The 19512-nt window shown below is 67.1% G+C and carries 19 protein-coding genes; 18 read left to right on the top strand and 1 reads right to left on the bottom strand.

Annotated features, from left to right (window positions below; genetic code table 11):
- Positions 1-126 precede the first annotated feature (126 nt).
- From ACF8O7_RS00910 to ACF8O7_RS00875, 8 genes are all read left to right on the top strand, one after another.
- A complete protein-coding gene (locus ACF8O7_RS00910) occupies positions 127-864 on the top strand; it encodes a Crp/Fnr family transcriptional regulator (protein WP_310035855.1) in 738 nt (245 codons plus the stop codon).
- A 6-nt stretch (positions 865-870) separates the two neighbouring features.
- A complete protein-coding gene (gene pyrC / locus ACF8O7_RS00905; RefSeq protein WP_047469741.1) occupies positions 871-1911 on the top strand; it encodes a dihydroorotase in 1041 nt (346 codons plus the stop codon).
- 33 nt (positions 1912-1944) lie between these two features.
- Complete coding sequence (locus ACF8O7_RS00900) at positions 1945-2853, top strand: NYN domain-containing protein (RefSeq protein WP_043789946.1); 909 nt, start codon at positions 1945-1947, stop codon at positions 2851-2853.
- On the top strand, positions 2850-3659 hold the full coding sequence (locus tag ACF8O7_RS00895; protein ID WP_016451780.1) for a DUF3025 domain-containing protein: 810 nt from the start codon (positions 2850-2852) through the stop codon (positions 3657-3659). The genes ACF8O7_RS00900 and ACF8O7_RS00895 overlap by 4 nt, the downstream gene beginning before the upstream one ends.
- 82 nt (positions 3660-3741) lie before the next feature.
- Positions 3742-4620, top strand: coding sequence for a protease HtpX (gene htpX, locus ACF8O7_RS00890; protein WP_013804154.1), 879 nt, complete (start codon positions 3742-3744; stop codon positions 4618-4620).
- A gap of 153 nt (positions 4621-4773) precedes the next feature.
- Positions 4774-5031, top strand: coding sequence for a type II toxin-antitoxin system Phd/YefM family antitoxin (locus ACF8O7_RS00885; RefSeq protein ID WP_016450294.1), 258 nt, complete (start codon positions 4774-4776; stop codon positions 5029-5031).
- A complete protein-coding gene (locus ACF8O7_RS00880; RefSeq protein WP_034365028.1) occupies positions 5031-5456 on the top strand; it encodes a type II toxin-antitoxin system VapC family toxin in 426 nt (141 codons plus the stop codon). Before ACF8O7_RS00885 ends, ACF8O7_RS00880 begins: the two co-directional genes overlap by 1 nt.
- A gap of 128 nt (positions 5457-5584) precedes the next feature.
- Positions 5585-5944, top strand: coding sequence for a YXWGXW repeat-containing protein (locus ACF8O7_RS00875; RefSeq protein WP_026062496.1), 360 nt, complete (start codon positions 5585-5587; stop codon positions 5942-5944).
- Position 5945: 1 nt separating this feature from the next.
- Here the strand turns inward: ACF8O7_RS00875 and ACF8O7_RS00870 are convergent, their stop codons facing one another.
- On the bottom strand, positions 5946-6857 hold the full coding sequence (locus ACF8O7_RS00870; RefSeq protein WP_267178189.1) for a LysR family transcriptional regulator: 912 nt from the start codon (positions 6855-6857) through the stop codon (positions 5946-5948).
- Positions 6858-7147: 290 nt separating this feature from the next.
- On the opposite strand from ACF8O7_RS00870, the gene ACF8O7_RS00865 reads away from it, so the two are divergent.
- The 10 genes from ACF8O7_RS00865 to ACF8O7_RS00820 all read left to right on the top strand — a co-directional run bounded on the left by ACF8O7_RS00865 (position 7148) and on the right by ACF8O7_RS00820 (position 19343).
- The gene (locus ACF8O7_RS00865; protein WP_133073955.1) at positions 7148-9265 is read left to right on the top strand and encodes a 3-hydroxyacyl-CoA dehydrogenase NAD-binding domain-containing protein; all 2118 of its coding nucleotides are present in this window, start codon (positions 7148-7150) and stop codon (positions 9263-9265) included.
- Positions 9266-9437: 172 nt separating this feature from the next.
- The gene (locus ACF8O7_RS00860) at positions 9438-10634 is read left to right on the top strand and encodes an acetyl-CoA C-acyltransferase (protein WP_012203324.1); all 1197 of its coding nucleotides are present in this window, start codon (positions 9438-9440) and stop codon (positions 10632-10634) included.
- Between the two features lie 166 nt (positions 10635-10800).
- Complete coding sequence (locus ACF8O7_RS00855) at positions 10801-11997, top strand: acyl-CoA dehydrogenase family protein (RefSeq protein WP_016450299.1); 1197 nt, start codon at positions 10801-10803, stop codon at positions 11995-11997.
- Positions 11998-12019: 22 nt separating this feature from the next.
- Complete coding sequence (locus tag ACF8O7_RS00850; RefSeq protein ID WP_392442040.1) at positions 12020-13156, top strand: acyl-CoA dehydrogenase family protein; 1137 nt, start codon at positions 12020-12022, stop codon at positions 13154-13156.
- Positions 13157-13172: 16 nt separating this feature from the next.
- Positions 13173-13973: an oxepin-CoA hydrolase, alternative type gene (locus tag ACF8O7_RS00845; protein WP_013804147.1), complete on the top strand. Its 801-nt coding sequence runs from the start codon at positions 13173-13175 to the stop codon at positions 13971-13973.
- A gap of 42 nt (positions 13974-14015) precedes the next feature.
- On the top strand, positions 14016-15272 hold the full coding sequence (locus tag ACF8O7_RS00840) for a CaiB/BaiF CoA transferase family protein (protein WP_392442037.1): 1257 nt from the start codon (positions 14016-14018) through the stop codon (positions 15270-15272).
- A gap of 118 nt (positions 15273-15390) precedes the next feature.
- Positions 15391-16410 carry a tripartite tricarboxylate transporter substrate binding protein gene (locus ACF8O7_RS00835; protein WP_016450303.1) on the top strand — a complete coding sequence of 340 codons (1020 nt, stop codon included), beginning with the start codon at positions 15391-15393 and terminating at the stop codon, positions 16408-16410.
- Positions 16411-16475: 65 nt separating this feature from the next.
- Positions 16476-17489, top strand: coding sequence for a Bug family tripartite tricarboxylate transporter substrate binding protein (locus ACF8O7_RS00830; protein ID WP_392442034.1), 1014 nt, complete (start codon positions 16476-16478; stop codon positions 17487-17489).
- A 7-nt stretch (positions 17490-17496) separates the two neighbouring features.
- Entirely contained in the window at positions 17497-18471 is a 975-nt protein-coding gene (locus tag ACF8O7_RS00825) for a nitronate monooxygenase family protein (RefSeq protein WP_013804143.1), read from the top strand.
- A gap of 122 nt (positions 18472-18593) precedes the next feature.
- On the top strand, positions 18594-19343 hold the full coding sequence (locus ACF8O7_RS00820; RefSeq protein ID WP_070080669.1) for an electron transfer flavoprotein subunit beta/FixA family protein: 750 nt from the start codon (positions 18594-18596) through the stop codon (positions 19341-19343).
- Positions 19344-19512: the final 169 nt, after the last annotated feature.

The raw sequence follows: 19512 nt of genomic DNA, 5'->3' as shown, positions 1-19512 counted from the left end.
ATGCTTTGCCCGGTGGCTTGCTTGCTACTATCCCGAGCGACAGGGGATGCACTCTGTCAAGCCATTGACAAATGGCGGTACATGGGCACCGGACTAACCCGGGGCCTTCGACATCGTGAGAGAACCATGCGCTCCAAGCCTGCTCCCCTGGCCGACCCTTCGGCGCTGATCCGCCGCGCCCTGGGCCTGTGCCGCATGCTGCGCAACTGGCCGCCCGAGGTGCTCGATGAGCTGACGGCGCTGTCCCGCCTGGGCCGCTACGAGCGCCACCAGCAGGTGCGCGCCGCCGACCCCAAGCGGCGCGAGGTGCTGGTGGTGGCTTCGGGCTGCGTGGAAGTGGGCGGCGTGGACGCCACGGGCTCGCGCTTCGTGCTGTCCATGCACAGCGCGGGCGACATCGTGGGCCTGGCGCGGCTGCTGGAGCACACGCAATTCGTCTACGACTACCACGCGCACCAGCCCACCGTGCTGGTGGAGATCCCCGGCGAGTCTTTCCTGGCCCTGCTCGATGCCCATCCGCTGCTGTGGAAGGACATCTGCCTGCTGGTGCTGGCGCGCATGCACGAGCTGATCGTCGTCCAGCAGCGCCACGCCTTCAGCAACATCGACAACCGCGTGGCCGAGCTGCTGGCGCGGCTGGCCCCAACGCATGGCCAGCCCGCGCCCGACGGGCAGGGCGTGGTGCTGCGCATCTCGCAGAGCGACCTGGCCGCCATGCTGTCGGTCTCGCGCCAGACCATCAACAAGGAGCTGCGCCTGCTGGAGCAGCGCGGCCTGCTGCAGGCCGCCTATGGCCGGCTGACGCTGGTCGATCTTGCCGGCCTGGGGCGCGCGGCCGCAGCCGGCCCGGCAATGGGACAATAGCGCACCATGACCGCCTCCACCGACACCCTCACGATCACCCGTCCCGATGACTGGCACCTGCACGTGCGCGATGGCGAAGCCATGCGCAGCGTGGTGCCGCATACGGCCGCGCAGTTTGCGCGCGCCATCATCATGCCCAACCTCAAGCCGCCGGTGACCACTGCCGAGCAGGCGCTGGAGTACAGGCAGCGCATCCTCTCGGCCGTGCCCGAGGGCATGGCCTTCGAGCCGCTGATGACGCTGTACCTCACCGACAACCTGCCGCCCGAGGAAATCGTGCGCGCCAAGGCGGCCGGCGTCGTGGCCTGCAAGCTCTACCCGGCTGGCGCCACCACCAACAGCGACCACGGCGTCACCGACCTGCGCAAGATCTACCCCACGCTGCAAGCCATGCAGCGCGAAGGCCTGCTGCTGCTGGTGCACGGCGAAGTCACCAGCAGCGACATCGACCTGTTCGACCGCGAGGCCGCCTTCATCGACCAGCACCTGATCCCGCTGCGCCGCGACTTCCCCGAACTCAAGATCGTCTTCGAGCACATCACCACGCGCGAAGCCGCCCAGTACGTGACCGAGGCCGACCGCTTCGTGGGCGCCACCATCACGCCCCAGCATCTGCTGTTCAACCGCAACGCCATCTTCACGGGCGGCATCCGTCCGCACTACTACTGCCTGCCCGTGCTTAAGCGCGAGACGCACCGCCTGGCCCTGGTGGAGGCGGCCACCAGCGGCCTGCCCAAGTTCTTCCTGGGCACGGACAGCGCGCCGCACGCGGCCCATCTCAAGGAACACGCCACGGGCTGCGCGGGCTGCTACAGCGCCCATGCCGCCATCGAGATGTATGCCGAGGCCTTCGACAATGCCGGCGCGCTGGACAAGCTCGAAGCCTTCGCCAGCTTCAACGGCCCGGACTTCTACAGCCTGCCGCGCAACACCGGCAAGATCACCCTGGTGCGCGAGAGCTGGACGCCGCCGGACAGCTTCGCCTTCGGCGAGGCGCAACTGAAGCCGCTGCGCTCCGGCGAAGCCCTGCCCTGGAAGCTGGTTTAAGCTGGCGGGACTGCCACCCGCCAGAGGATTGCCATGCCTGAGCCGCAACCGCGCATCGCCCTGCTGATCGACGCCGACAACGCGCCGGCCGAGATGATCGACGAGATCCTGACCGAGCTGTCGACCTTCGGCGTCATCGACATCCGCCGCGCCTACGGCAACTGGACCAAGCATTCGCTCAGCGGCTGGCAGCGCAAGCTGCTGGATTTCGCACTGCGGCCGATGCAGCAGTTCGACTACTCCAAGCACAAGAACGCCACCGACATGGCGATGACCGTGGACGCCATGGAGCTGCTCTACACCGAGCGGCCCGACGCCTTCGGCATCGTCTCCTCCGACGCCGACTTCACCCCGCTGGTGATGCACCTGCGCTCCAAGGGCGCGGCCGTCTACGGCTTCGGCATGGCGCAGACACCCCAACCCTTCGTCAATGCCTGCTCGCGCTTCCTGTACCTGGAAGCGCTGGGCGAGGCGGCGCCCGCCAACGGCAATGGCCAGGACGCCGCGCATGAGGCAAGCCAGGCGGCGGTGCCGCCCGTGGCTGCATCGGCCGCCGCCGTGCCCCAGCCGCCCAACGGTGCCGGCAAGGAACGCGCGCCGGCCCAGGCCGAGCAGGCACCTGCCTCCTTGTCCGTTCCCGAGCCGCAGCGCCCCTGCCTGCGCGTTCCTTCGCAGGAGCTGCGCCAGGACACGCGCCTGCTGAACATGCTGCGCAGCGCCGTCAACGCCACGCAGGACGAAAGCGGCTGGGCCCATGTGGGCGCCGTGGGCGCGCAGATCGGCAACAAGGCCTCGTTCGATGCGCGCAACTACGGCTATGCCACGCTCACCAAGCTGCTGGCGGCCACGCAGGCCTTCGAGATGCGCGACGAGGGCACCTCGCGCGTGGCCGTGCGTGACAAGCGCCTGGCCAAGGCGCAGTCCAGGCCGTCCGGCAATTGACGTTTCCCATCGACTGGAATGCGCCCTGGCTGCAGGGGCTGCAAACGCAGGGCAGGGCGGCCTGCCAGCGGGTGGCGCAGGGCCGGCCGGTCTGGCAGGCCCTGCAGTCACTGGCCGACGCACAGGCGCTGCCCTGGCGCTTTGTGCCCCAGCACGACCTGCCCGAAGGCATGGCCTACGAGCAATTCATCTTCGAGACGCGCTGCATTCCCACGCGCGACAACCTGCATGACTTCTTCAACGGCCTGATCTGGCTGCGCTGGCCCGCGCTCAAGCAGCGCTGCAATGCCCTGCAGGCCGGCGCCATTGCCCAGGCGGGCGTGGGCGCGCAGCGCGGGCCGCTGCGCGATGCCGTCACCGTGCTGGACGAGAACGGCGCCCTGCTGCTGGCGCCGGCCGCGCTGTGCGAGGCGCTGCGCCACCGGCGCTGGCACCAGCTCTTCGTGGAGCAGCGCGCACTATGGCGCCAGGCCAGGCTGCTGCCCATAGGCCATGCGCTGCTGGAAAAGCTGGTGCAGCCGCGCAAGCCCATCACGGCCCATGTGCTGTGCGTGCACACGGATGGTGCAGGCGTCACGCCGGCTTCTGGCGCAGCGGATATCGACGCCTGGCTGGCCGCCAGCGCCTGGCTGGAGCCGGACACGCTGGCGGCCAAGCCTTTTGCGCCCTTGCCGGTGCTGGGCGTGCCCGGCTGGTGGCGCGAAAACGAGAACTTTTCCTTCTATGATGACTCTCTCGTGTTCCGGGCGCCCCGTTCCGTACAAGCATCACAACAAGGAATGACAACGGCGCAGGACCCGGCTTGAAAACAGCCGGTGCGGCCCTCACTTTTCAACGCTGCAGGGCCCAGATCCTTCCCCCTTTCCCCACTTTGTGGAGAACCCACTGATGAAACGCATCGCACTTTTTCTATTGACCAACGTCGCCGTCGTGGTGGTGCTGGGCATCGTCGCCAGCCTGCTGGGCGTCAACCGCTTCCTGACCTCCAATGGCCTGAACCTCGGGGCCCTGCTGGGCTTCGCCTTCATCATGGGCTTTGGCGGCGCCATCATCTCGCTGCTGATCTCCAAGCCGCTGGCCAAGTGGAGCTCGGGCGTGCACGTGATCAATGAGCCGCGCAACGCCGATGAGGCCTGGATCGTCAACACCGTGCGCGGCTTCGCCGACCGTGCCGGCATCGGCATGCCCGAAGTCGGCATCTACGAGGGCGAGCCCAATGCCTTCGCCACAGGCGCCTTCAAGAACTCGGCCCTGGTGGCCGTGTCCACGGGCCTGCTGGAAGGCATGACGCGCGAAGAGGTGGAGGCCGTGATCGGCCACGAGGTCGCCCACATCGCCAATGGCGACATGGTGACCATGACCCTGATCCAGGGCGTGATGAACACCTTCGTGGTCTTCCTGTCGCGCGTCATCGGCTATGCCGTGGACAGCTTCCTGCGCAAGAACGACGAAAGCAGCTCGGGCCCCGGCATCGGCTACTACGTGACCACCATCGTGCTGGACATCGTGCTGGGCTTCCTGGCCGCCATCATCGTGGCCTGGTTCTCGCGCCAGCGCGAATTCCGCGCCGACGCGGGCGCCGCCCAGCTCATGGGCCGCAAGCAGCCCATGATGAACGCCCTGGCCCGCCTGGGCGGCATGCACCCCGGCGAGCTGCCCAAGAGCGTGGCCGCCATGGGCATTGCCGGTGGCATCGGCAAGCTGTTCTCGACCCACCCGCCGATCGAAGAGCGCATTGCCGCGCTGCAAAACGCGCAGAACCTCTGATTCAGGATCAGGTTCGACACGCTGGAGCCTGTCCAGTGGGGCCCGGTCATTGACTGGGCTCCGCTTCCCGAAGCCCCATCAGAAATGCTTGTCCGGTACTCCATTTTTGCGAATGTAGTAACGTACAAGCATTTTCTTTGACGGAGGTGCGTCATGCAGATTTCGACCTTCAGCAGCCGTGAATTCAACCAGCATGTTTCCGCTGCCAAGAAAGCGGCCAGTGGTGATGACGTGGTCTACATCCTGGACCGGGGGCAACCTGCCCACGTGCTGATGAGCATTGAGAAATTCCGTGAACTGTCGGGGCAGACCCGGAACATTCTTCAATTGCTGGCCATGCCCGAGGCCGCCGATATCGATTTCGACATTGAGCGCGCGAAGGATTTGCCGCGCGCCGTGGACCTGTCCTGATGTATCTGTTGGACTCCAACATCGTTTCCGAACTGCGCAAGGCATCGTCGGGCCGCGCGAACGATGGCGTTGTGGCCTGGGCGCAATCGGTCGCGGCCGAGTCCCTTTTCATCAGCGCGATCACGCTGATGGAGCTGGAGAAAGGCGTGCAGTTGAAAGCCCGGCAAGACCCGGCTGCCGGGCAGGTGCTGCGCCGCTGGCTGGTGGAACGCGTGTTCACGGCCTTTCAGGGACGTGTGCTGCCAGTGGATGCGATGGTGGCCATGGAAAATGCGGCCTACCACGTGCCTGCGCCGCGGCCGCTGGCCGACAGCCTGATCGCGGCCACGGCGAAGGTGCATGGCTTGTGCGTGGTCACCCGCAACATCAAGGACTTCGAGCCGTTCCAAGTTCATGGAGTGCGCGTCTTGAACCCTTGGATGTAGGGCCCGTCTCAACCCCACGTACAGCCAGACTTGATCTTTACCCAGGCTTCACAAGCCCCTGTCAACAACCGGCAGGGGCTTTTTCGTTGTATCTGCATGGCCGTACTAAGCGCGGCCAGGAGTGCATCGTGAAGCCTGTATTCATTCAAACGCCGGGCCGTCGCCTGGTTCCGGCCCTGGTCCTGGCTGCCGCTGCGGTGGCGTTGACCGGCTGCGTGGTGGCGCCTGCCTATCCCGTAGGTCCTTCGGGCGAGGTGGTCTATGCGCCCATGGCGCCGCCGCCGGTGCAGACCGAGGTCATTCCGGTCGCTCCCTCGCCGGTCCATGTCTGGATCGGCGGCTCCTGGGGCTGGGGTGGCGGCCGTTATGCCTGGCGTCCTGGTTATTGGGCGGCGCCGCCGCATCCCGGCTATGCCTGGCGCCCGCACCGCTGGGACCATGGGCCGCGCGGCTGGTACCAGCGTCCCGGCGGCTGGTATCGCCGCTGAGTCAGGTGGCGGCGGCGTCGGCGCTGCCACCCTGGCCGGCCTTGGCCAGCAGGAAGTCGATGCAGGTGCGCACGGCCCGCGTCTGGTGGCGGTCGGGCAGGTACAGCAGGTACATGTGGGTGCCGAAGATGCTCAGGCGGTACTCCTGCAGGGTCAGCACCACCTCGCCGCTGGCCACCTTGTCCTGCACCACGTAGTCGGGCACCAGGCCCACGCCCAGGCCCGCCAGAATGCCCTGGCGCAGGAAGGGGAAGTGCTCGGAGATCATGGTCGGCGCCAGCAGCACCTCCTGGCGGTCCGTTCCCTGGTAGGCCGACAGGCGCAGCTGGCGGCCCATCACGCCGGCCGTGATCAGCGGGCTGTTGCGCAGCTCGTACAGCGTGGCGGGCAGGCCGTGCTGCTGCGCATACTCGCGTGAGGCGCAGGCCACGTAGTGCACATTGCCCAGGCTGCGCGCAATCACCGACAGCGGCGGCTCCTGGATCACGCGGATGGCGATGTCCACCTCGTCGCGCAAATGGTCGGCCCGGTTCTCGAACAGCACATCCAGCACGATGGCCGGATACAGCCGCTTGAACTCGATCAGCCAGTCGCTCATCACGATCTGTCCATAGCCGCTGGGCACGCTCAGCCCCACGCGCCCTGCCATCCCCTGGCCCAGCGACGTGATCGTCTCGCGCGCCGACATCATCTCGTTCTGGATCGCGCGGCCATGCTCGTACATCCGCATCCCCACCTCGGTAGGCTCCACGCGCCGCGTGGTGCGCCGCACCAGCTGCACCCCCACCGATTTTTCCAGCTGCGTCAGGTGATAGCTCACATTGGCCCGCGTCATCTTCAGCTTGCGCGCCGCCTGGCTCAGATTGCCGCTATCGATGATTTCCACCAGCAGGGTCAGCGAGTTCAGATCCATAGGTATGTCCAGATACTTTGCTTCGCCCACAGCCTATGAAACTGGCGCGCTCCAAAGCCAGGGGCAGCGAGGAAGGGCCTACGCCGGCCGCGCCGCCCCGCACCGAGGCTGTCGTCCCCCTCCCTTGCGAAGCAAGCAGAGAGGGGGAAGGCGCGCAAGCGCCTCAGGGGGTGTTCAACACTGTCAAATACGTTTTTACAGTCTGTCAATCATTCATGGGATTGTAAAGAACCATTGTCGTGGCAAGAATGGATGTTTTGAGTGGAAAACCCAAGTTCGGAGACATGCAGATGAGCGAACAAGCCCAGGCTTCCGTGGTCCAGACCCGCCTTGACGGCGCCGTGCTGGTGGTCAGCATCAACAACCCCCCCGTGAATGCCCTGGGCCAGGCCGTGCGCGCCGGCCTGCTGGCTGCCGTGGAGCAGGCCGAATCGGATGCCGCCGTCAAGGCCGTGCTCATCGTGGGTGAGGGCAAGGCCTTCATCGCCGGAGCAGACATCCGCGAATTCGGCAAGCCCGCCATGCCGCCCTCGCTGCCCGAGGTGCTCAATCGTCTCGAAGCCTCCGACAAGATCGTGGTCGCCGCCATCCATGGCCCGGCCTTGGGCGGCGGCCTGGAAGTGGCCATGTCGGCCCACTATCGCCTGGCTTTGCCGGCTGCCAAGCTCGGCCTGCCCGAAGTCAACCTGGGCCTGCTGCCCGGCGCTGGCGGCACGCAGCGCGCACCGCGCCTGATGGGCGTGAAGGCGGCCGCCGACCTCATGCTCAGCGGCAAGCACCTGTCGGCCAAGGCCGCGCTCGCCGCCGGCCTGGTGGACAAGCTGGTGGACGGCACGGATGCCACGGCCGCAGGCCTGGCCTACGCCAACGAACTGCTGGCAACCAATACCGCGCCGCGCCGCACGCGTGACATTGAAATCGCCGACAAGGCTGCTGCCCTGGCCGAACTCGACGCACTGGCCGCCGACACCGCCAAGAAGAGCCGCGGCCTGTTCTCGCCGCTGAAGATCGTGGAATGCGTGCGCGCCGCCGTGGAGCTGCCCTTCGACGAAGGCATCGCCAAGGAGCGCGCCCTGTTCGTGGAGTGCCTGAACAGCCCGCAGCGCGCCGGCCTGATCCACGCCTTCTTCGCCGAGCGCGAAACCGCCAAGATTCCCGAAGCCAAGGCCGCTGCGCCGCGCCACTTTGCCAAGATCGCCGTCATCGGCGGCGGCACCATGGGCGCCGGCATCACGGTGTCCGCGCTGGACGCGGGCCTCACGGTGACCATGATCGAGCGCGACGCCGAGTCCATCGCGCGCGGCCAGGCCAATGTGGAGAAGGTCTACAACGGCCTGATCGCCAAGGGCCGCATGACCGAGGAGGCCAAGGCCGCCGTCATGGCGCGCTACACGCCCAGCACCTCCTATGACGACATCAAGGATGTGGACCTGGTGATCGAGGCCGTGTTCGAGGACCTCGAAGTCAAGAAGGCCGTGTTCAAGGAACTGGACCGCGTCTGCAAGCCCGGCGCCGTGCTGGCCACCAACACCTCCTACCTGGACATCGACGCCATTGCCGCCGCCACCTCGCGCCCGCAGGACGTGATCGGCCTGCACTTCTTCAGCCCCGCCAACATCATGAAGCTGCTGGAGATCGTGGTGCCCGCCAAGGTGGCGCCCGACGTGGTGACCACGGCCTTCGAGCTGGCCAAGCGCATGAAGAAGGTGCCCGTGCGCGCCGGCGTCTGCGACGGCTTCATCGGCAACCGCATCCTGGCCGTCTACAAGCAGGCTGCCGACTACATCATGGAAGACGGCGCCAGCCCCTACGAGATCGACGAGGCCGTGCGCGGCTTCGGCTACCCGATGGGCCCGTTCCAGGTCACCGACCTGGCCGGCGGCGACATCGGCTGGGCCACGCGCAAGCGGCGTGCTGCAACGCGCGATCCCAAGGCCCGATACGTCGAAGTGGCCGACCGCGTCTGCGAGCGCGGCTGGTTCGGCCAGAAGACGGGCCGTGGCTTCTACCTCTACCCGCAGGGCGCGCGCGTCGGCCAGCCCGACCCCGAAGTGCTGGCCATCGTCGATGCCGAGCGCGCCAAGAAGGGCGTGACGCCGCGCCAATTCACCCCTGAGGAAATCATGCGCCGCTACATGGCCGCCATGGTCAACGAAGGCGCCAAGGTGGTGGAGGAGGGCATTGCCCTGCGCCCGCTGGATGTGGACGTGACCTTCCTGTCCGGCTACGGCTTCCCGCGCTTTCGTGGCGGCCCCATGAAGTGGGCCGACATGCAAGGTCTGGACAAGGTGCTGGCCGACATCCGCGAATTCGCCAAGGAAGACGCGCTGTTCTGGAAGCCCGCTCCCCTGCTCGAAAAGCTCGTGGCAGAAGGCCGCGATTTCGAAAGCCTGAACAAGGCAGCGTAACTGATCACCCCCTGAGCCGCTGCGCGGCTTCCCCCTCTCTCGCTACGCGGGAGGGGGACGACACCCTCGGTGTGGGGTGGCGCGGCCGGCGTAGGCCCTTCCTCGGTGTCCCCGACTGAGCCGCGCCGGCAACAAGTAATAGAAATTCCCAAGAGACAAGCAAGGACCGACCATGCGCGAAGCCGTCATCGTTTCCACTGCCCGCACGCCCCTGACCAAGTCGCACCGCGGCGAGTTCAACGTCACGCCCGCCGCCCAGCTGGCGGCCTTCTCGGTCAAGGCCGCGGTCGAGCGCTCGGGCATCGACCCGGCCATGATCGAGGACCTGATCCTGGGCTGCGGCAACCCCGACGGCTTCCAGGGCCGCAACCTGGGCCGCCAGACCGTGCTGCGCGCCGAGCTGCCCCTGTCCATCGCGGGCACGACCATCACGCGCTTTTGCGCCTCGGGCCTGCAGTCCATCGCCATCGCGGCGGGCCGCATCGTGGCCGAGGGCGTGGACGCCATGCTGGCCGGCGGCATCGAGACCATCTCGGGCATCCGCCCCGGCAACAACCTGCCCACCGACATGGACCCCTGGCTGGTCGAGCACAAGCCCGCGCTGTACATGGCCATGATCGACACGGCCGACATCGTGGCGCGCCGCTACGGCATCAGCCGCGAGGACCAGGACGCCTTCTCGCTGCAAAGCCAGCAGCGCACGGCCGCCGCCCAGGCCGCCGACCTGTTCAAGGACGAAATCATTGCCTGCGCCACGCGCATGGCCGAGAAGAACAAGGACACGGGCGAGATTACCTACCGCGACGTGGTCGCCACCAAGGACAACTGCAACCGCGCCTCCACCACGTTGGAAGGCCTGGCCAAGCTGGAACCCGTCAAGGGCCCGGACCAGTTCATCACGGCCGGCAATGCCTCGCAGCTGTCCGATGGATCGTCGGCCTGCGTGCTGATGGAGGCCAGGCAGGCCGAGCGCCTGGGCCTGTCCCCGCTGGGCGCCTTCCGCGGCTTTGCCGTGGCCGGCTGCGAGCCTGACGAAATGGGCATCGGCCCCGTCTTCGCGGTCCCCAAGCTGCTGGCACGCCACGGCCTCAAGGTCGAGGACATCGACCTGTGGGAACTCAACGAGGCCTTCGCCTCACAGGCCCTGTACTGCCAGCGCAAGCTGGGCATTCCCAACGAGCGCCTGAACGTCAACGGCGGCGCCATCTCCATCGGCCATCCCTTCGGCATGACGGGTGCGCGCCTTGCCGGCCACATCCTGCTGGAAGGCCGGCGCCGCAAGGCCCGGGACGCGTCAGTCAAGTGGGGCGTGGTCACCATGTGCATCGCTGGTGGCATGGGCGCCGCAGGCCTGTTCGAAATTTATTGAATAAGCACCCCCTGAGCGGCTGGCGCCGCTTCCCCCTCTCTCGCTTCGCGGGAGGGGAACGACGCCCTTGCTGCGGGGCGGCCCTTGCTCGGCGTCCCTCGCTTAGGGAACGCCAATTTCAGGGCTGCAAACGGCTTACAACGCCACGGATTACTGGGGAATAGCAATGGATTTGCAATTTACGACTGAAGAACTGGCCTTCCGCGACGAGGTTCGCGGCTTCCTCAAGGACAAGCTGCCCGAGGACCTGTCGCACAAGGTCAAGAACGGCCTGCAGCTGACCAAGCAGGACATGGAGCGCTGGCACGCCATCCTCAACGAGCGCGGCTGGCTGGCCAACCACTGGCCCGAGCAGCACGGCGGCCCGGGCTGGAGCGCGGTGCAGAAATTCATCTTCGAGCATGAATGCGCGCTGGCGGGCACGCCGCGCATCGTGCCCTTCGGGCTGAGCATGCTGGGCCCCGTCCTGATCAAGTACGGCAACGAGGCGCAGAAGGCCCACTGGCTGCCGCGCATCCTCAATGGCGCCGACTGGTGGTGCCAGGGCTATTCGGAGCCGGGTTCGGGCTCGGACCTGGCCTCGGTCAAGACGTCTGCCGTGCGCGATGGCGATCACTACATCGTCAACGGCCAGAAGACCTGGACCACGCTGGGCCAGCACGCCAACATGATCTTCTGCCTGGTGCGCACCAACCGCGAGGCCAAGGCGCAGCAGGGCATCAGCTTCCTGCTGGTGGACATGAACTCGCCCGGCGTGGAAGTGCGCCCCATCATCACGCTGGACGGCGAGCACGAGGTCAACGAAGTCTTCTTCACCGACGTCAGGGTGCCCGTGGAGAACCTGGTCGGCGAGGAGAACAAGGGCTGGACCTACGCCAAGTACCTGCTGACCTACGAGCGCACCAACATCGCGGGCGTGGGCTTCTCGGTGGCCGGCCTGGAAAAGCTCAAGGCCGTCGCCGGCCGCATGCTGCGCAACGGCAAGCCGCTGACGCAGGACCCGCTGTTCGCGGCCCGCTTGGCCAAGGTCGAGATCGACCTGGAGAACATGAAGACCACCAACCTGCGCGTGATCGCCGCCGTGGCCGGCGGCGGCGTGCCGGGCGCCGAAAGCTCCATGCTCAAGATCCGCGGCACCGAGATCCGCCAGGAAATCCTGTCCCTGGTGCGCCGCGCCATGGGACCCTACGCCGCGCCCTTCATCGAAGAGGCCCTGCAGGCCGGCTACGACCAGCCTGCCATCGGCGACGCGGCTGCCGCCACGGCCGCCGCCGCGTACTTCAACTACCGCAAGCTGTCGATCTTCGGCGGCTCCAACGAAATCCAGAAGAACATCATCTCCAAGATGATCTTGGGCCTGTGATCGGCAGCAAGGAAAACGGAACATGAACTTCGAACACACCGAAGACCGCCGCATGCTGGCGGACAGCCTCAACCGCTTCGTCTCCGAGCAGTACGCCATCGAGGCGCGCAACCACGTCGCCTATGGCGAGGAAGGCCACAGCCCGCTGCTGTACGGGCAGTTCGCGGACATCGGCGCCATCGGCGCGCTGTTCCCGGAAGACGCTGGCGGCTTCGGCGGCCAGGGCTTCGACATCAGCGTGGTCTTCGAATGCCTGGGCCGCGGCCTGGTGGCCGAGCCGCTGCTGGGCGCCCTGGTCGTGGGCCAGGCCCTGATCGCGGCCGGCAGCGATGCGCAAAAGGAACAGCTGGCAGCCATCATCGGCGGCACGTCCATTGCGGCCCTGGCCCATGACGAGCCCGGCAGCCACTACGAGCTCAACAACGTCGCCACCACGGCCGTGCGCAGCGGCGACGGCTGGGTGCTGAACGGCGCCAAGGGCGTGGTCGCCTTCGGCGAGAAGGCCGACCTGCTGCTGGTCTCGGCCCGCACCTCGGGCAGCCAGTACGACGAGGCCGGCATCAGCCTGTTCCTGGTCCCCGGCACTGCCGCAGGCATCCAAAAGCGCGGCTACAACCGCATCGAGGGCGGCCGCGCGGCCGAGCTGGTGCTGGACAAGGTGCAGGTCGGCGCAGACGCCCTGCTGGGCGAAGAGGGCCGGGGCCTGTCCCTGCTGGAACGTATCAGCGGCTACGCCGTGCTGGCGCTGACCGCCGAGGCCGTGGGCGCCATGGACGTGGCCAAGGACCAGACGCTGGAGTACCTGCGCACGCGCAAGCAGTTCGGCGTGCCCATCGGCAGCTTCCAGGCCCTGCAGCACCGCATGGCCGACCTGCTGCTGGAAGTGGAGCAGGCGCGCTCGGCCGTGATCAACGCGGCCGCCGCCATTGCGGACGAAGACCGCGTGGCGCGCGAGAAGGCCCTGTCGGCCGCCAAGTACAGCATCGGCCGCATCGGCACCCTGGTGGCCGAGGAAAGCATCCAGATGCATGGCGGCATCGGCATGACCTGGGAGCTGCCCCTGGCCCACTACGCCAAGCGCTTGGTCATGATCGACCACCAGTTCGGCGACGAGGACCACCATCTGTCGCGTTACATCGCACTCGGCTCGCAACACTGAGCCAAGGAAAGCCGCCATGACCGAAGCGAACCAAGTCCTGCTGACCCGCCGCGAAGGCGCCGTGCTGGTGCTGTCCAACAACAACGTGGCTGCGCGCAATGCGCTGTCGCCCGAGTTCTACGCGGCCGTCTCGGCGGCGCTCAAGAGCGCGGCGACCGACCCCACCGTGGGCGCCGTGGTGCTCACGGGCGAGGGCGGCCACTTCTGCGCGGGCGGCGACCTGCGCCAGCTGGCCAAGCGCCGCGAGCTGCCGGTGCAGGAGCGACGCGCCAAGCTCGAAGGCCTGCATGACCTGATCCGCAGCGTGCGCGACTTTCCCAAGCCCGTGATCGCCGCCGTCGAAGGCGCGGCGGCCGGCGCGGGCCTGTCGCTGGCCCTGGCCTGCGACATGCTGGTGGCGGCGAAGAACGCCGTGTTCTCGGTCGCCTACGTCAAGGTCGGCCTCACGCCCGATGGCGGCGCCACCGCTTTCCTGGCCGAGTTCGTCTCGCGCCAGGTGCTGACCGAGCTGTGCCTGACCGGCGAGCGCATCAGCGGCGAGCGCCTGCATGCCCTGGGCCCCGTCAACCGCCTGTCCGAACCGGGCCAGGCCCAGGCCGACGCCGTGGCGCTGGCCGCCCAGGTGGCCACCGGCCCCGATCAGGCCATGGCCCTGATCAAGGACCTGTGCCGCCAGGCGCCGCGCAACACGCTGGAAGAGCAGCTGGAGCTGGAGGCGCAGTACATGGTGCGCTCGCAGGAGAGCGAGGAATCGCGCGAAGGCATTGGCGCCTTCCTCGAAAAGCGCGCTGCCGACTTCACCAAGCTGCGCGGCTGAAACCGCTCAAGACCTAAAAGACTTTCCAAGGAGACAACGCACATGGCCGACAGCCACAACGATCAGAACCAGGACATCGACTTCCCGCTGGAGGGTGTGCGCGTGCTCGACCTCTCGCGCGTGTTCGCGGGGCCGCTGTGCGGCATGGTGCTGGCCGACTTCGGCGCCGAAGTGGTCAAGGTCGAGCACCCGGGCCGCGGCGACGACACGCGCGACTGGGGCCTGCGCATCGGCAAGACCGAGACCACCTACTACAACAGCATGAACCGCAACAAGCGGTCCATCACGCTGGACCTGCAGACCCCCGAGGGCGTGAAGATCGTCCACGACCTGCTGCCCCAGTTCGACGTGATCATCCACAACTTCAAGACCGGCGGCGCCGAGAAGCTGGGCCTGGGCTACGAACAGCTCAAGGCCATCAAGCCCGGCATCATCTACTGCGCCGTGGCCGGCTATGACAGCAGCGGCCCCGAGGCCAAGCGCCCCGGCTACGACCTGGTCATCCAGGGCGAGGCCGGCCTCATGGCGCTCAACGGCGAGGCCGGCACGCCGCCGCTCAAGTTCGGCGTGGCCGTGGTCGATCTCATGACCGGCATGTACGCGGCCCAGGCCATCCTGGCCGCGCTGTTCCGCCGCGAGCGCACGGGCAAGGGCCGCCTCATCGAGATGGCGCTGTACGACAGCGGCATCATGATTACCGGCTACTACGGCCTGGACGCCATGCAGCTGGGCCATGACCCCGAGCGCTACGGCAATGCCCACCCCTCCATCGTTCCCTACGGCATGTATGAGGCGGCCGACGGCCCGCTGATCATCGCCGTGGGCAACAACGCCCAGTTCGACAAGTTCTGCCGCCAGGTGGTGATGCGCCCCGACATCGTCGAGGACGAGCGTTTCTCCACCAACGTCAACCGCGCCAAGAACCGCCTGGAGCTGGGCCCCATGCTCAAGGAACTGATCCGCTCCTTCCCGCGCGATCTGCTGCTGGAGCGCCTGACGGCCGCCGGCATCCCCTGCGGCCGTGTGGCCGGCCTGCACGAGGCCCTGACCAGCGAGCGCACGCGCCGTGGCGGCCTGCTGCGTGACATGCCCCACCCCGTGGTCGGCACCACGCCCGTGTTCGCGCCGCCCTACCGCCTGGACGGCCAGCGCCTGCCCATCCGCCATGCACCGCCCACGCTGGGCGAGGGCACGCGCGAGGTGCTGCACCGGCTGCTGAGCCTGAGCGACGAGCAGCTGCAGCAGCTGCAGTCCAAGGGCGTGCTGACCCTGCCCGAGACCCCCGCGCAACAGGGATAAGAGGACCGATCACGCGACTGATTCCACGGGGGCCATTGATGCCCGGCTCCCGACCCGCCAGGTTTGCATGCCGCACCAAGACGGCACCCATAGACAGCAACACCCAGGAGACAAAGCCATGAGCAACCAAGTCACACGCCGCGACATTCTTCAAGGGCTGGCCGCCATCGGCGGCACCAGCCTGCTGGCCACGGGCGCCACCAGCGCCCTCGCACAGGCCGGCAAGCCGGCAGCGTGGCCCACCAAGCCCATCCGCGTGGTCGTGCCCTTCAACGCGGGCGGCGCCACCGACATCATTGCGCGCACCATCGGCGAGGCCCTGGCCAGGCGCGTGGGCCAGCCCGTGGTCATCGACAACCGCGCGGGCGCGGCCGGCATCCTGGGCACGGACGCCGTGGTCAAGGCGCCCGCCGACGGCCACACCCTGCTGGTCTCGCTCAGCACCTCCATGCTGATCAACCAGTTCCTCTACACCAAGCTGCCCTACAACCCGCAAAAGGACATCGCCCTGGTCACCCAGATCGCAGCGGCGCCCGTCACCCTGGTGGTCCATCCCTCGGTGCCGGCCAACAACATGAAGGAGCTGCTGGCCTACGTGAAGGCCAACAAGGGCAAGCTCTCTTACGGCTCCTGGGGCGTGGGCTCGTATGCCCACCTGGCCGGTGCCTACATGAGCAAGACCATGGACGCCGACATGACCCACGCCGCCTACAAGGGCGAGGCACCCATGATCCAGGAGCTGATCGGCGGCCAGCTGCAGATGTGCTTTTCCAGCGCGCTCAACACCAAGCCCTTCATCGACTCGGGCAAGCTCAAGGCCATCGGCGTCACGGGCAAGGAGCGCATGGAAATCCTGCCCAAGCTGCCCACCATCCATGAACAGGGCGTCACCGACGACGCCTACGCCATCTACGGCTGGGTGGCCATGGGCGCGCCGGCCGGCGTGCCCAAGGAGATCGTGGACCAGCTCTACGGCCACCTGCGCGAAATCGCCAAGGACCCCAAGGTGCTGGAGCGCACCGTGGGCGCAGGCTTCATGCCGCTGATGAACAGCCCGCAGGCCTTCCGCGAGAACTACCAGCGCGACATGCCGATCTGGAAGGCGCTGGTGGAAGAAGCCGGCGCGAAGCTTGATTGATTTTTCCGGCCCGCGGTAGCGGGCCGCCACCGACGACTGCTGAGACAGCTTTGAGAGGAGACTTCATGTACACGCGCAATCCCGCATCCCCGGCACGCCCCACGCGGCGCAGCGTTCTGGCCCTGGCCGCAGCCCCGCTGCTGGCCGGCCTGGCCGGCGGCGCCCTGGCCGAGACCGGCTGGCCCAGCAAGATGCTGCGGCTGGTCGTTCCCTTCCCGGCGGGCGGCCCCACCGACACGGCATCGCGCATCGTGGGCCAGAAGCTGGGCGAGCGCCTCAAGCAGACCGTGGTGGTGGAAAACCGCCCTGGCGCCTCCGGCTCCATCGCGGCCGTGCAGGTCGCCAAGAGCCCGGCCGACGGCTACACGCTGATGATGCTGGCCACGCCCACGCTGCTGGCGCCGCACCTGTACAAGAAGGCCGGCTACGACACCGTCAAGGACTTCACGCCCGTGGCCACGGTCTATGACCTGCCCATCGTCATCGTGGTCAACCCCACGCTGCTGCCCGATGTCACCGACCTCAAGAGCCTGATCGCCCACGCCAAGGCGCAGAAGGTCGCGCTCAACTACACCAGCTCGGGCGCCGGCAGCTTCGGCCACCTGAGCATGGAGCTGCTCAAGCAGATGGCCGGCTTCGACATGCAGCACGTGCCCTACAAGGGCGGCGTGCCCGCCATCACCGACACCATCGGCGGCCAGGTGCCCATCATGTATGCCGACCTCGTGGCCGCGCTGCCCCACATCCAGGCCGGCAAGCTGCGCGCCATCGCCGTGGGCTCGCCCCAGCGCGTGGCCATGCTGCCCGACACCAAGACCATTGCCGAGCAGGGCATCAAGGGCTACGACGCCGTCTCCTGGGGCGGCCTGCTGGCGCCCAAGGGCACGCCCAAGGCCGTGGTCGATCGCATCGCCAGCGAAGTGCAGCAGATCCTGGCCGACAAGGACATCCAGGACAAGCTGCTCAACGCAGGCGCCATCGCCGCCTTCCAGAACCCCGCCCAGCTGGGCCAGCGCATCCAGCAGGACTACACGCGCTGGGGCCAGCTGATCCGCGACAAGGGCATTGCAGTGGAGTGACATCGACATGAAGACACGCATCACCGAACTCTTTGGCATAGAGCACCCCATCATCCAGGGCGGCATGCACCATGTGGGCCTGGCCGAGCTGGCCGCCGCCGTCTCCAACGCGGGCGGCCTGGGGCTGATCACGGGCCTGACCCAGCGCACGCCCGAACTGCTGGCGCGCGAGATCGCGCGCTGCCGCGAGATGACGGACAAGCCCTTCGGCGTCAACCTGACCTTCCTGCCCTCGGTCAACCCGCCCGACTACCCGGGCTACGTCAAGGCCATCATCGAAGGCGGCGTCAAGGTCGTGGAGACGGCGGGCAACAACCCGCAGAAATGGCTGCCCGCGCTCAAGGAAGCCGGCATCAAGGTCATCCACAAGTGCACCTCGGTGCGCCATGCGCTCAAGGCCGAGGCCATCGGCTGCGACGCCATCAGCGTGGACGGCTTCGAATGCGGCGGCCATCCGGGCGAGGACGACATCCCCAATTTCATCCTGCTGCCGCGCGCGGCCGAAGAACTGAAGATTCCCTTCGTCGCCTCGGGCGGCATGGCCGACGGCCGCTCTCTGGTGGCTGCGCTGGCGCTGGGCGCCGAGGGCATCAACATGGGCACGCGCTTCATCGCCACCCAGGAAGCGCCCGTGCACGACAACGTCAAGCAGGCCATCGTCGCGGCCAGCGAGCTGGACACGCGCTTGGTCATGCGTCCGCTGCGCAACACCGAGCGCGTGCTGACCAACCCGGCCACCGAGCGCCTGCTGCAAAAGGAGCGCGAGCTGGGAGCGGCCATCACCTTTGCCGACATCGCGCCCGAGGTGGCCGGCGTCTATCCGCGCATCATGCATGACGGCGACATGGACGCAGGCGTCTGGTCCTGTGGCATGGTGGCCGGCCTGATCCACGACGTGCCCACGGTCCAGCAGCTGATCTCCGGCATCATGGACCAGGCCCATGCACTGATCAACGAGCGGTTGGCCGGCCTGGCCCGCTGACCGCCCATCTTCACAGGACTTACGCAAACAGGATGCGACAACGTGCTGCGCCCCATGGCAAGCCGCTTGCCTTGTTCCTTCTTGCGTAGGTCGTACTTCAAAAACCAGGAAAGAGCTTTCTCATGAAAATCCTTGTACCCGTCAAACGTGTCGTGGACTACAACGTGAAGGTCCGCGTGAAGTCGGACGGCACGGGCGTGGACATCGCCAACGTCAAGATGAGCATGAACCCCTTTGACGAAATCGCCGTCGAAGAAGCCGTTCGCCTCAAGGAAAAGGGCGTGGTCACCGAAGTCATCGCCGTCTCCTGCGGCGTGGCCCAGTGCCAGGAAACCCTGCGCACGGCCATGGCCATCGGTGCCGACCGCGGCATCCTGGTGGAGACCACCGAGGAGCTGCAGCCCCTGGCCGTCGCCAAGCTGCTCAAGGCGTTGGTCGACAAGGAGCAGCCCGGCCTGATCATCCTGGGCAAGCAGGCCATCGACGACGATGCCAACCAGACCGGCCAGATGCTGGCGGCCCTGGCCGACCTGCCGCAAGCCACCTTCGCCTCCAAGGTCGAAGTCGCTGGCGACAAGGTGAATGTCACGCGTGAAGTGGACGGCGGCCTGGAAACCCTGGCCCTGAGCCTGCCGGCCGTCATCACCACCGACCTGCGCCTGAACGAGCCGCGCTACGTCACGCTGCCCAACATCATGAAGGCCAAGAAAAAGCAGCTGGACACCGTCAAGCCTGAAGAGCTGGGCGTCGATGTCGCCCCGCGCCTGAAGACGCTCAAGGTGGCCGAGCCCGCCAAGCGCGGCGCTGGCGTGAAGGTGCCCGATGTGGCGACCCTGGTCAGCAAGCTCAAGAACGAAGCCAAAGTGATCTAAAGCAACAGGCCCCCACGCTCCCCTTGCATGCGCAAGGTCCGCTGCCCCCCAAGGGGGCCCTCGCGGCTTGGGGCGGCCCGGCGCCGCTCAAGCATTGAACTGAAAGGAATTCCATGACTGCACTGGTTATCGCAGAACACGACAACGCTTCCATCAAGAGCGCCACGCT

It is taken from the genome of Delftia sp. WSY_16, assembly GCF_043104415.1.
Lineage (GTDB): Bacteria > Pseudomonadota > Gammaproteobacteria > Burkholderiales > Burkholderiaceae_C > Comamonas > Comamonas tsuruhatensis.
This window is presented reverse-complemented; position numbering and strand designations above follow the sequence as displayed.